General features: G+C 41.9%; 14 protein-coding genes. 9 read left to right on the forward strand and 5 right to left on the reverse strand.

Annotation, left to right across the window (positions count from 1 at the left end):
* Positions 1-68: 68 nt before the first annotated feature.
* From RMZ42_RS15945 to RMZ42_RS15955, 3 genes are all read right to left on the reverse strand, one after another.
* Entirely contained in the window at positions 69-1,304 is a 1,236-nt protein-coding gene (locus RMZ42_RS15945) for an NAD(P)/FAD-dependent oxidoreductase (protein ID WP_322672305.1), read from the reverse strand.
* Positions 1,305-1,355: 51 nt separating this feature from the next.
* A complete protein-coding gene (gene rd, locus RMZ42_RS15950; protein ID WP_094349178.1) occupies positions 1,356-1,520 on the reverse strand; it encodes a rubredoxin in 165 nt (54 codons plus the stop codon).
* Between the two features lie 95 nt (positions 1,521-1,615).
* Complete coding sequence (locus RMZ42_RS15955; RefSeq protein WP_292729343.1) at positions 1,616-1,810, reverse strand: hypothetical protein; 195 nt, start codon at positions 1,808-1,810, stop codon at positions 1,616-1,618.
* 421 nt (positions 1,811-2,231) lie between these two features.
* Here RMZ42_RS15955 and RMZ42_RS15960 point away from each other — a divergent pair, with 421 nt between their 5' ends.
* Positions 2,232-2,789, forward strand: a complete 558-nt coding sequence (locus tag RMZ42_RS15960) for an SRPBCC family protein (protein WP_322672291.1) — start codon at positions 2,232-2,234, stop codon at positions 2,787-2,789.
* A 224-nt stretch (positions 2,790-3,013) separates the two neighbouring features.
* On the opposite strand, the gene clpB is transcribed toward RMZ42_RS15960, so the two are convergent.
* Positions 3,014-5,632 carry an ATP-dependent chaperone ClpB gene (gene clpB, locus RMZ42_RS15965; protein ID WP_322672292.1) on the reverse strand — a complete coding sequence of 873 codons (2,619 nt, stop codon included), beginning with the start codon at positions 5,630-5,632 and terminating at the stop codon, positions 3,014-3,016.
* A gap of 144 nt (positions 5,633-5,776) precedes the next feature.
* Here clpB and RMZ42_RS15970 point away from each other — a divergent pair, with 144 nt between their 5' ends.
* Entirely contained in the window at positions 5,777-6,016 is a 240-nt protein-coding gene (locus RMZ42_RS15970; protein WP_322672293.1) for a hypothetical protein, read from the forward strand.
* 252 nt (positions 6,017-6,268) lie between these two features.
* On the forward strand, positions 6,269-6,817 hold the full coding sequence (locus RMZ42_RS15975; protein WP_322672294.1) for a hypothetical protein: 549 nt from the start codon (positions 6,269-6,271) through the stop codon (positions 6,815-6,817).
* 338 nt (positions 6,818-7,155) lie between these two features.
* On the opposite strand, the gene RMZ42_RS15980 is transcribed toward RMZ42_RS15975, so the two are convergent.
* A complete protein-coding gene (locus RMZ42_RS15980; RefSeq protein ID WP_322672295.1) occupies positions 7,156-7,332 on the reverse strand; it encodes a hypothetical protein in 177 nt (58 codons plus the stop codon).
* 200 nt (positions 7,333-7,532) lie between these two features.
* Between RMZ42_RS15980 and RMZ42_RS15985 the strand changes: the two genes are divergently transcribed.
* The 6 genes from RMZ42_RS15985 (at position 7,533) to RMZ42_RS16010 (ending at position 13,165) form a co-directional block, all read left to right on the forward strand.
* Positions 7,533-7,907 carry a hypothetical protein gene (locus tag RMZ42_RS15985; RefSeq protein ID WP_322672296.1) on the forward strand — a complete coding sequence of 125 codons (375 nt, stop codon included), beginning with the start codon at positions 7,533-7,535 and terminating at the stop codon, positions 7,905-7,907.
* Positions 7,908-7,997: 90 nt separating this feature from the next.
* The gene (locus tag RMZ42_RS15990) at positions 7,998-8,252 is read left to right on the forward strand and encodes a TIGR02450 family Trp-rich protein (protein WP_322672297.1); all 255 of its coding nucleotides are present in this window, start codon (positions 7,998-8,000) and stop codon (positions 8,250-8,252) included.
* A gap of 697 nt (positions 8,253-8,949) precedes the next feature.
* Complete coding sequence (gene bchL / locus RMZ42_RS15995) at positions 8,950-9,816, forward strand: ferredoxin:protochlorophyllide reductase (ATP-dependent) iron-sulfur ATP-binding protein (RefSeq protein WP_292774821.1); 867 nt, start codon at positions 8,950-8,952, stop codon at positions 9,814-9,816.
* 32 nt (positions 9,817-9,848) lie between these two features.
* Entirely contained in the window at positions 9,849-10,643 is a 795-nt protein-coding gene (locus RMZ42_RS16000; protein ID WP_322672298.1) for a DUF5331 domain-containing protein, read from the forward strand.
* A 200-nt stretch (positions 10,644-10,843) separates the two neighbouring features.
* Positions 10,844-12,247, forward strand: a complete 1,404-nt coding sequence (locus RMZ42_RS16005; RefSeq protein WP_322672299.1) for a ferredoxin:protochlorophyllide reductase (ATP-dependent) subunit N — start codon at positions 10,844-10,846, stop codon at positions 12,245-12,247.
* Positions 12,248-12,379: 132 nt separating this feature from the next.
* Positions 12,380-13,165 carry a nucleotidyl transferase AbiEii/AbiGii toxin family protein gene (locus RMZ42_RS16010; RefSeq protein WP_322672300.1) on the forward strand — a complete coding sequence of 262 codons (786 nt, stop codon included), beginning with the start codon at positions 12,380-12,382 and terminating at the stop codon, positions 13,163-13,165.
* Positions 13,166-13,219: the final 54 nt, after the last annotated feature.

Genomic DNA, 13,219 nt, shown 5'->3' on the forward strand with positions numbered 1-13,219 from the left:
AGCGCTCATCTAAGCACTAAAGTACTTACTACAAACTCTCTTCATCTGTCATAATCCCTATGGTGGTACTAGTCGCTATTCGCCATTGCTACCCCTGCTAAATACCCTGTTGTCCAAGCACTTTGGAAGTTAAACCCACCGGTAACGCCATCAATATCTAAGATTTCTCCGGCAAAATAAAGACCAGGAACTAACCTACTTTCCATCGTCTTGAAGTTGACTTCTTTAAGCTTGACGCCGCCACAGGTAACAAATTCTTCTTTGAAGGCTCCTTTGCCGTTGATTAAGTATTGTCCCTGAGTCAATTCTTGCAGCAGCCGATTTAAGGTTTTACTAGATATTTCTGCCCAACGGTCTTCTGTAGTAATGCCTACACGAGCAATAATATATTGCCAGAGACGATGGGGAAGATCAACGCCACGATGCAATGCGATCGCTTTTTTTCCCCATTCATCCTTAACTGCTAAAACTTTTTCTCGCACTTGTTCATGGTGCAAATTAGGCAACCAATTAATCAATAATGTGGCTTCATAGCGGCTTTCGTGCAGAACTCTCGCACCCCAAGCAGAAAGCTTCAAAACAGCGGGGCCACTCAAACCCCAGTGGGTAATTAGTAATGGCCCAGTTTGTTGTAATTGGGATTTTCCGCCCGCAGATAACCGCAATTGGGCAGGATTAACACTAACTCCAGCCAATTCCCGCAACTTTTCATCAACAATGTTGAAGGTAAATAATGAGGGTACTGGCGGTTCAATTTGATGACCTAACTCTCGGACAATTTTATAACCCGCAAGGCTGCTACCGGTTGCCAAAAGTAAGCGATCGCATTTAATTGTCTCTCCTGACTTCAGAAAAATATCAAAACCCCCATCTGCTGCGGTTCTCACGGAAGTTACATGCGTACCGATGCGGAGTTTTACCCCAGATTTCGCCACCGATTTAATTAGACATTCCACAATGGTTTCTGAAGTATTGGTGACAGGAAACATCCGGCCATCAGCTTCCGTTTTCAGATAGACTCCACCAGCAGCAAACCAAGCTACTGTATCTTGAGGCCCAAACCGAGTCAAAGCACCCCGCAAAGCTTTTGCACCTCTGGGGTAATTTTGCACTAACTCCTCCGGTTCAAAGCACGCGTGAGTAACGTTGCAGCGTCCGCCACCAGAAATTAGCACTTTCGCTAGGGGTTGGCGACTGGCTTCGAGTAAAGTAACTTGGGCATCAGGATTGGCTTTAGCACAAGCGATCGCGCCAAAAAATCCTGCTGCCCCACCCCCAATAACTACAATTTGTAACGGTAACAATTTCAAAAAAGTCTCTTTTACAGCACCTACTTTCTAGGCTAGCTGTTATTTTCACTCTTCATCAGGTTCAAAGTCGGCTTTTGTCGCACCACAAGTTGGACATGACCAATCTTCTGGTATATCTTCAAAGGCTGTTCCCGGTGCTATGTCGCTATCTGGATCGCCCTCTGCTGGGTCATATATATAGCCGCAAACAGTACATTTATACTTTGCCATGTTCGTCGTTCACCCTCGGAAATTATTGGCATTGCTTCAGTATTAAATACTTTTGGCAGTTAGTCAAAAAGGCTTAGTCATTTAATGACAAATGACTAAAAACGCCACCATGTCCTTTGGGCATAACTGATAATCCCGATCGCGATCGCCCCAAGTAGTAGTAGCCAAATAATTCCACCTGGGATAAAAGTGAGAATACCAATACCTCTCAGTACCCAGACGGCAACGCTAATGCCGAGAAGTGTACCAAAAATCTGGATTAATCTACGATTTAAAGAAGATTGATTCACCTAATTTTCCTCTCAACTCAACAGACATTACACTTGATATTGATAATTAAAATATGAAGTTACGATGAAGTTATAGTTTCATCAGAAATAACACGTAAAACCAAGAGATACTATCCAAACGTTAGGGTAAAGTACTTGATGTTAAATCGTGTTTGTGCCATTCTAGCTGTTAACAACGCAGTTTTTCATCTACAAGTATTACTTTGACAAAAGTCACTGGAGTATTAATTATGTTAATTGTGATAAGAAACACAGTTTTTACAGTAAAGTAACTGAAATGATGAGCAACAAATCATCCTTTCCGGAAAAGATAAGTATTAAACTGGAACTAATTTAATAATGGGTTGGCTCTAAATCAAGTTTTATGGCTTGTAGTTTCAACTCTATTTAGGTGGATGAGTTGAGGAGTAACTTAATCATTATGTCTGCGTCTTATATATCAGATTCAATTATTGCAGGTTCAGATATGGCTTGGAGTCAAGACAAGCAAAAGTTGCTGGTACAGGGTGAAATTTTGGTAGAAACGCGATCGCACAAGATGTCGGGTGGTGCGGTGACAGCCTGGATGTATTTGCCAATGGTGCGATCGCACGTTTGGCAGCAATTAACTGATTATCCCCGCTGGGTGCAATATTTTCCCGATATCACCAAGAGTGAGGTAGTACATAAAGGTGAAGTCAAACGTCTGTATCAAGCAGCACAAAAAGCCTTCTTCTTTTTCACGGCTCAAGTGGAAATTTACCTCAATGTTGTAGAAGTGCTGGGGCAGCAAATCCAATTTCGCATGGTAAATGGGACTTTTGAAGACTTTAACGCCAATTTAGAACTACAAGATTGTGGTAATGGCACAATACTTGCTTATACTGTGCAAGCGACACCTCTAATTCCGATTCCATCTATTTTTATTCAACAAGCGATGAATTTAGAGTTGCCTGCAAATATGCGTAAAATGCGACAAGTTATGTGTAAGAGTCATTAACAATTCAAAAATCACGCATTCAAAATTCAAACATTTTAGACATTTTCAGATAGGGATTTAAACCCCGACTGTAGCAAGATCCCGCAGGGTAACTAACCATTCATCTAGTCCCCAGTCCCCAGTCCCCAGTCCCCAGTCCCCAGTCCCTTGCTATACCTCTCGATAATTCAAAAACCCGCTTTCTGTGAGAAAACGGGTTTTTGTGTGTGATTTATCAGGTGTAATTATCCGGTAAAGACTTCAACTGGTAAACGGCTAAAAGACAACCTTTCATTTTGCACATCTACAAAGATGGTGTTACCGTCGTTGAATTCGCCGCGCAAGATGGATTTAGCAATTTGAGTTTCTAACTCTCGCTGAATCGCCCGCTTCAGTGGACGCGCCCCATAAACTGGGTCATACCCTACTTCTGCTAAAAAGTCAAGAGCAGCATCCGATAGTTTGAGAGATATTTTGCGATCGCTCAATCTTTGCCGCAATCTTTCCACTTGCAACAGCACAATTTGCCGCAATTCCCTCTTATCTAAACCGTGGAAGATAATGATTTCATCAATCCGGTTCAGGAACTCTGGACGGAAGCTATTTCGCATTGCTTCCATGACTCGACGGCGCATTTCATCGTAGTGGGTGTTATCCCCAGCGATATCAAGAATGTACTGCGAACCGATGTTGCTAGTCATGATGATAATAGCGTTCTTGAAGTCCACCTTATGACCTTGGGCATCAGTGACGCGACCATCATCGAGAATTTGCAAGAAGATATTAAAGACATCGGGGTGTGCTTTCTCGATTTCGTCGAAGAGAATCACTGAGTAAGGACGGCGACGAATCGCTTCTGTAAGTTGTCCGCCTTCTTCATAACCCACGTATCCCGGAGGCGCACCAATTAAACGAGAGACGGCGTGTTTCTCCATGTACTCTGACATATCGATTCGCACCAGCGCATCTTCGCTATCGAACATATACGCCGCCAGCGCTTTCGCCAATTCGGTTTTACCTACACCCGTAGGCCCAAGGAAAATAAAGCTAGCGATGGGACGATTGGGATCGGCCAATCCAGCGCGCGATCGCTGAATTGAATCCGCTACAGCTGTGACTGCTTCTTCTTGTCCAACCACGCGGCGGTGGAGTTCATCTTCTAAATGCAGCAGTTTTTCTTTCTCAGATTCCACCAACTTACTGATCGGAATTCCTGTCCATTTAGAAATAATTTCAGCAATATCACCTTCTGTGACTTCTTCTCTTAATAGTGATTTACCACTTCTTTGAGTGTTTGCCAATTCAGCTTCTATTGCTTCCAATTGACGATGCAAACTGGTTAAAGTGCCGTATTTCAACTCCGCAGCGCGGTTAAGGTCGTAGTCGCGTTCTGCTTGCTGAATCTCTAAATTGACTTGTTCAATCTCTTTTTTCACAGACTGAATTTTGTCAATGATATCTTTTTCAGACTGCCATTGAGTATTCAGAGTTTTTTGTTCTTCTTTGAGATCGGCAATTTCTTTTTCCAGTCTTCCTAGACGTTCGCGAGAAGCGGCATCGCTTTCTTTTTGTAGCGATAGCTTCTCCATTTCCAATTGCAGAATCTTGCGATCGATTTCGTCGAGTTCTTCTGGTTTGGAGGTAATCTCCATTTTCAGCCTAGCGGCGGCTTCGTCTACCAAGTCAATTGCCTTATCTGGTAAGAAGCGATCGCTAATATATCGACTCGACAATACGGCGGCGGCAACTAAAGCACTATCAGAAATCTTCACCCCGTGGTGGTTTTCATAACGTTCTCTCAACCCGCGCAAAATCGAAATACTATCTTCTACACTAGGCTGATCGACATAAACCTGTTGAAACCGTCTTTCGAGTGCAGCATCTTTTTCGATATATTTGCGGTATTCATCCAGGGTTGTTGCCCCAATACAACGCAATTCGCCCCGCGCCAACATTGGTTTTAACAAGTTCCCAGCATCCATCGCGCCTTGGGTTGCACCAGCGCCGACAACGGTGTGAATTTCATCAATAAATAAAACAATATTGCCGCCAGATTCGGTAACTTCCTTTAATACTGCTTTCAGGCGTTCTTCAAATTCACCCCGGAATTTTGCCCCTGCAATCAAAGCACCCATATCTAAAGCGATTAGCTTGCGGTCTTTAAGAGATTGAGGTACATCACCTGCGATAATACGTTGTGCTAATCCTTCAGCGATCGCAGTTTTACCAACACCTGGTTCGCCAATTAGCACAGGATTATTTTTGGTGCGGCGAGAAAGAATTTGCACAGTGCGACGAATCTCATCATCTCGTCCAATTACTGGATCGAGTTGACCTTTACGCGCGGCTTCTGTAAGGTCACGCCCGTATTTTTCCAGTGCTTCATATTTGCCTTCTGGATTTTGATCGGTCACTTTTTGACTCCCACGAACTTGTTTAATAATATTTTTGAGTTTGCCTTCGTCTAAACCAAACTCTTGGAATAAAGCTTTGCCAAAGCGGTCATCTTTAGCGTAAGCCAACAATAAGTGTTCAATTGAAATATATTCGTCTTGAAACTCTTTGCGATATCCGTCTGCCCGATCTAGAAGTGTATCTAAGCTACGTCCTAAGTATACTGAAGTACTATTACCAGATACTTTCGGCTGACGTTGAAAAAATTGTTCAGTGCGATCGCGCAGTTTTTGGAGATTAACACCCGCTTTAGTGAGAATCCCAATTGCTAGACCATCTTGTTCTAGCAGTGCTTTCATCAGGTGTTCGCTTTCGATTTGTTGTTGTTGATATTGTTTAACAATATCCGGGGTATGGGCGATCGCTTCCCAGGCTTTTTCTGTAAATTGGTTAGGATTAGTAGGTTGCATAGGCTTTTTCAGGAACGTAAAGGTATAGTGGTGAAGCAGCGCGGTCTTGGGGGTTTCCCCCATGAGCGACTGCTGAACCCGGAGGGCTTGTCGCAGGCTACCACCAGAACACCAAGTAAAGATAATTTCTACTTTCAATAGATATTGTATGAAGAGTGGAGCGATCGCCTAGATCGGTGTTCACGTCTTGTAAAAGTGGTATTTTCCCCTAGTTCCGATTTTCCTATGTGGGTTTCAATTACCTGTCTGCGGAATGTCAGCAGATGCGCTCTCGTGTGCAATGGCGCAAGCGCCCACGTAGGCGATCGCATTAGTTGGGTTTATTCCAGTGAGCGCTTAGGAGTCGGTACAGAGGTTTTTGGAGTCGCCCTAGAAGCCGAATAGTGCTTACTTGACAGCGCTGGAGGAGAAAGTGTTGCGTGTGCTGAGTTGGAAACTAGCAGTTAATGTAACAATGCTGAAAATCAATGTTCGTGCCAGTCATCCGAAAACTTTTGCTGTGCTTTGGCGATGTTTACACCCGCAGAAAAATCTAATTTTGAAAATAAAATTGCATATTTGCATATTTAATGAAAAAACTACTGAATATTCCTTTAGATAGAGGTTTTTTCAACGTCTACTTAAGGAGAAAAAATAATGAATCGATTCAAATATTCCAAGAAAATTTTTGGAGTTATTGCTGTTTTACTCGTAATTTGTGCAACTTTATTTCCTAGAATGGCAATTGCAGATTCACTGCCTGCGCCTATCAAGCCAGATTGTACCGTAGTAGGTGATGTAAGAATAATACCAGATCCAAATGACCCCAATGAAATCGATGTTCTACCACCGACTGTGATAGTTAACAATGCCGATGGATGTAGCTTCAGTGCTAACGCGATGAAGTTATCACAAGCTCTGAGGGTTGAAAGAGCTATTATAGAGTTGCCTGCGGATGTAACTGGGGTTGTTAAAAGCCTTCAGATCAGCAAAGTTGATAATGAAGGTAATAAAGCAGTCATTTATGGCTGTTCTAATTTAAAAGTTAAGGATGGTACGGATTTAAATGTATCTTGCGGGGGGCCATCTTACTTACCAGCGAACCAGTCCTTGGAATATAATGCAACTATTGCAGACTTTAAGCCAGGTACTAAGTTTGCCATTACGCTGATAGCATCACAGTCTAAACAACTAGGTTTGCAGTAAGTATACGCCTGTTATACCAAAAAACCTGTTTGGTGTAACAGGTAAAACTGCTTAGTACAAAAAGCTTAGTACAAAAATGTTTGCTCCTTCCTAGCTGTAACTAAAAAAGACGGGCGTACCCCCTTAATTTTAAGCAAAGCCAACTTTATGGCATACACTGCCCGTAATTAGCTCTAATATCCCTTGGTTGAACAACTGAAGCATTCCAGTCGTGGGTAGAAAACAATTTAGTTCTATGTTTTATCAAGAATCGTATACCAAATTAAGTATACGATTCTTTATTAAGTCAATACGATTAAATGACTAGCTCGCTTACTTAATTTTGATACAACTCCTATTTATTTCTGGCTAAGACTGTGGCTTTCATCGGAACTCAGTTCTAATAAATTTTGTGTAGCAATAAAGCCAAAGTAAATGGCGATCGCAGCAGTAATACCATGAAGCCAAATCTCATTGAATTCACAAGCAGCCATCAAATAAACGCTCAAAGCTTTTTCGATTAATGTTGATAACATTCTATAGGACTCATATTTGATTGCGTGAAAAAAACTCAGTACACCTTTATTCCTTCTTCCCAGTCCCCAGTCCCCAGTCCCTAGTCCCTACGATTAATTCAGAAATCAAATCGGATTGCTATAGAGATGCTTATTTATTAAATCTACCTTGCCCTCATACAGAGTTACCATGATTCCAGGTCGCCTAGTGGATGCTGAAAATGATTAACCCCTACGACTTTGAAGATGATGACTTTGACTTTGAGGATGAAGATTTCTTGAAAATAAAACCCATCAGCCAAATGACTGAAGGGGAAAAGCTACAGCGATTTAAGCGGTTCTTCGACAGTAGCAGCCGTGCGATGTTGCAAGACTGTCTATTTCGCACCGTCAATGACGAAGATGGTACAGGTACGTTAGAAATTCTTTGTCCTAATGAAGTCGTAAGACAACGCCTTTCTAAGAAAAAGCGCAAAATTACCAACAACATCAACACCTGCTGGAGCCATATCAGATGGTTTTCGCTATGCGTTCAGCAAGATAATGAGTTGGATTGCCAAAAGTTTACCCGTAACGGTGATTTGGTGACATCTTAATTTGGGAATGGGAAATGGGGAATAAAGAAAGTGTTTTCCCAATGACAAATGACGAATGACGAATGACAAATGACAAATGACAAATGACAAATGACTAAAAAACAAAAATTTCCTTACCTAGTTGGTTCTAAGTGGACAGCACAGCAAAAAGTTGATGGCTGGCGGCATTTCCAAGTTGTCAATCGGAAAAATCAGGGGAAGTGGGTTTACGCTGAAATGGTTGCTGCTTGCGATCCTAAAGTCCGTTTTTGGATAAATGCCAAATTATTACAAGATAACTCCCAGTGGCAAGCTGGTTGGCAAACATTGCAGGAAATCCAGGAAATTAAAACTGAGGTGTCCTAATTGCCTTAAGCCGCACAGCCAAAAGATTTTAACCTCACTTCCATTGCTCTCTCTTTTAGGAAGGAGGCTTTGAATCTTACTCCCCAACGCTAGTAGGGAAGGGGGGTTAAGTCGGTTAAGCCTGTCATAGGACTCAACCCAGAAACGCTATATCTTGCAAATTAATAATATTTTACAAAATCACACTAACTCACTCTCAAGCAGCAATTAAATGGTTTGCTCTACCGATTGAAAACTGTCAGATTATCTGCGATACCTTTGGTGAGCTACGCTAACGCAAATTGCAGTAGTATTTCCAGCATCAGGCTGCATATACCTCTGTTTCCCCTTAACCCTGCGCCCCAATGCCTTGAAAACAGGTTCTAAAAACATTAGCTAATTCTATGAAAAGCATTCAAAAAAAAACGATTTTAGCTTTTTGTTTTTTGTAACTATTTTTATAAAAATAGATAATAAAAAGTTTTTTGTAACTATTTTTAAATCTTTTAACGTCTTTAAAATTCATAAAAACCTAAATAAATTTAATTAAGCTTGAATTCATCGTCTAAGACTGTTTTACAGATTAGGAGCCACTTTCTTTTCTAAGTAATTTGCCCAATAATGACATCAACAGACCTCACGCATCGCCATCTCAGGAAAGGTGAAGGCAAATGTTTGAGCCACAAGTTTGACAAGAAGCTATAAGAGGGAAACAACAGTGAAACTAGCAGTCTACGGAAAAGGTGGTATCGGTAAATCCACAACTAGCTGTAATATATCCGTCGCCCTAGCTAAACGTGGCAAGAAAGTGCTGCAAATTGGTTGCGACCCAAAACATGACAGCACCTTCACCCTGACTGGGTTTTTGATTCCGACAATTATCGACACTCTCCAAGAAAAGGACTATCACTACGAAGATGTCTGGCCGGAAGATGTAATTTATAAAGGCTACGGCGGCGTTGATTGCGTAGAAGCTGGTGGCCCACCTGCGGGTGCTGGATGTGGCGGCTACGTAGTCGGTGAAACCGTAAAATTACTTAAAGAACTCAACGCCTTTGATGAGTACGATGTAATTCTCTTTGACGTTCTGGGTGACGTAGTTTGTGGTGGTTTTGCAGCACCACTCAACTATGCAGATTACTGCCTGATTGTTACAGACAACGGCTTTGATGCTTTATTTGCTGCCAATCGGATCGCTGCTTCAGTCCGCGAAAAAGCAAGAACTCACCCACTGCGTTTAGCTGGGTTAATTGGCAATCGCACCTCCAAGCGCGACTTGATTGAAAAATATATAGAAGCAGTGCCCATGCCAGTTCTAGAAGTTTTACCTTTAATCGAAGATATCCGCGTTTCCCGTGTGAAAGGGAAGACTTTGTTTGAAATGGCAGAGCAAGATCCTTCCCTAGACTACGTTTGCGACTACTATCTCAACATCGCTGACCAAATTCTGGCACGTCCCGAAGGTGTTGTGCCAAATGACTCACCAGATCGTGAGTTGTTCTCTTTGTTATCCGATTTTTATCTAAATCCGGGTAAACCCCAGGTTCCTAATTCAGAAGAGGAACTAGACTTGATGATTGTATAAATCACCAAGTTCTCAGGATGGGGGACAATAATATGGCTTTCTTTCACAGTTTTACGGATTCAATAAAGCAAAAGTGGTTGCAATTTTTCCAGAATAATCGAGACTGGATTACCCTGCACATGGAAGTGGAATCAGTGTACACCCCTGATGGCGGGAAGCGGCCACCTTCCTACCTCATCCTGGGAGTTCTTAACGCCCTAGAGCCAAAACTAGCGCAGTTAATGTTGCCCTTTGCCAAACTCAATCCTGACGCCGATACCCTGATTGAAGTGCTGGATTTGCATTTTGACCCAGATTTAGCTCTCGGTAATCGCTTCGTCGTCAACCCAGATGCAGAAAAATACGTAGAAGAAGCAGCATCTGTCATTGATGAAAAGCCTGAAGATGAAACATTGACACACGCTCATACCAATGGCTTTGTGGCGGTGGCGGTAGTTGAAGAGTTCACAATTGTGGATTCTGAGGATGAAAGCCTAGGAATCAGCGAGTTGGAAGAAACGGAAAATGGCTTTGGCGATATTTCCTTAACCAACGGACACAACTCAAAAGATGAGTCTCTCCAAAGCTCTAGTTTAGAAGCAGATGAGTTTGGGGAAATTGCCTTCGATACAACAGCTGCAACGGAAGTAAAGCTGGATGAAGACGAAGACGAGGCGCTTGGAGATAGTCCACTAGATGAGAATGCGTTTAAAGACGTGTTATCAGATGTCTGGGGTGATGAAACAGCTTTACAAAAGGCTGAAGAAAATAACGATTTTTTGGGGGAAGAACTGCCAGCAGGCGTTTTTGATGAATCAGAAATTGCCCGCCTCTTCCCCAACGCTTAATTATTGCCGTTCTTCGCAATTTTAAGTTTTAGATTTGGGACTTCGGCTACGCTCAGTCGAACGGTTTTGGATGAGGAATTAGGGAAATTGTCGTTAGACAGAGGATACTTTTGTTGTCCCAGCCTTTAATCCAAAATTATCAATCTAAAATCTAAAATTGGTCGATCTGCCATTAAATATCAAGGGGAGAAAAAACCAAAATGACTGTCGCTCAACAACCAGAAGCTTTAAACTTTGAATGTGAAACCGGGAATTACCATACCTTTTGCCCAATTAGCTGTGTGGCGTGGTTATACCAAAAAATTGAAGATAGCTTCTTTTTGGTGATTGGGACAAAAACTTGTGGCTACTTCCTGCAAAATGCGATGGGGGTGATGATTTTTGCTGAACCCCGCTATGCAATGGCAGAGTTGGAAGAGGGCGATATTTCGGCACAGCTGAATGATTATGAAGAGTTAAAGCGGTTGTGCTTGCAAATTAAACGCGATCGCAATCCTAGTGTAATTGTCTGGATTGGCACTTGCACTACTGAAATTATCAAAACAGATTTGGAAGGTTTGGCACCGAAGCTAGAATCTGAAATCGGGATTCCCATCGTTGTAGCGCGGGCAAATGGTCTAGATTACGCCTTTACCCAAGGGGAAGACACCGTATTAGCAGCAATGGCTAACCGTTGCCCTGATAAGGCTCCTGTGGCGGAAACAGAGAAAAGTGAACGCAATGCGATCGCTAAATTGCTCAACTTTGGTAAGAAGAAAGAAGATGTCGCCCAAGATGAATCTGAGTACGTAGATCATCCACCCTTAGTTCTCTTTGGCTCTCTTCCCGATCCCGTAGTTACTCAGTTAACCTTGGAACTGAAGAAACAAGGCATCAAAGTTTCCGGTTGGCTACCCGCGAAGCGCTTCACAGAATTGCCAGTACTAGAAGAAGGGTATTATGTCGCTGGTGTCAACCCCTTCCTCAGCCGCACAGCTACTACCTTAATGCGCCGCCGCAAGTGTAAACTTATTGGCGCACCCTTCCCCATTGGCCCCGATGGAACCCGCGCTTGGATTGAGAAAATCTGCTCGGTGTTCGGTATTACTCCCAAGGGTTTGGATGAACGGGAAGCACAAATTTGGGCAGGCTTGGAAGATTACGTGAAACTGATTCGTGGTAAGTCTGTATTCTTCATGGGTGATAACTTGCTGGAGATTTCCCAAGCAAGATTCTTAATCCGTTGTGGGATGACTGTTCACGAAATCGGCATTCCCTACATGGATAAGCGCTATCAAGCTGCTGAGTTGGCATTGTTGGAGAAAACTTGCCAGGAAATGAATTCACCTCTGCCAAGGATTGTAGAGAAGCCGGATAATTACAATCAACTTCAACGGATTTATGAGTTGAAACCAGATTTGGTAATTACTGGTATGGCGCACGCTAATCCATTGGAAGCACGGGGTATTAATACTAAGTGGTCTGTAGAGTTCACTTTTGCTCAAATTCACGGCTTTACGAATGCGCGTGACATATTAGAGTTGGTAACTCGTCCGTTGCGTCGGAATAATAATTTGAAAGATTTGGGTTGGGATAAGTTGGTGAGAGAAGAAGCGAAGATTTAAATTTGGGTTTGGATTGAGCAACAGCATATAATTAAGGCGAACCCAAAAAGTTCGCCTTTTTTGTCTCACAAAGGCGCAAAGGAAAATCGCCTAACAATAGTTACAATCAGGTGGATATCGCTAAATCATAAATTGGAGAAAATTCAACCATTAGAGTTAATTATGCTTAAGCTCAATCTACAAAAGCTACCATTTCTAGAGTCTATTGGTTGGCAGCTAAAAAATGTATATCAAATGAGTGAGAAAGAAATTGTTCAATTGTATCAACGCAATTGGCATCATCAAACTACCTTCAATAATTTAAAACAAGAAGAGAAAGATTTTGTTCATTATTTAGCAAAAAAATATAACTCCTGGATACTACCGGATTTTGAAATGTTTCATCTCGATCATCATAATAATATACTTAAAATCCTTAATACTTTCAATCCAGAAGTTTTCAAAAAAGCTTATGCATACTTTGGTGGTGGTACACTCTTGGCTTTAGAATATGATGAATACAGGCTTAGTAAAGATATTGATTTCCTCTTCTCTTATGGAACGGAAAATTACAGATATTTAAGAAATTTGATTTACGATGAAGGAATTGTGGCATTATTTCAAAGTACAACAGATATCGAATTAGGCGACAGTACAATAAATCAATATGGTATTCGTTTCCTTGTTGTAGTCAATGAAACAACTATTAAAATAGAAATTGTAGCCAATGGGATTTTTACTTTAGACCCTCCTGTTTATCCAGAATGGACAAAAATACCTTGTCTGAGTATAAGCGATAGATTTACATCAAAACTAATGGCTAATGCTGACCGATGGAATGATTCGAGTACACAATCTAGAGATTTGATTGACTTAGCAATATTGCGTGTAAATAACGAAATCCCCGCACGTGCAATTGCTAAAGCCGAAGAAAGCTAGTAAGGATTCAGGTGGCAGGGTATTGACAAAGGGGACACTTGAGGGGGAATATCG

This window comes from Nostoc sp. DedQUE05 (assembly GCF_034530955.1).
Taxonomy (GTDB): Bacteria; Cyanobacteriota; Cyanobacteriia; order Cyanobacteriales; family Nostocaceae; genus Nostoc.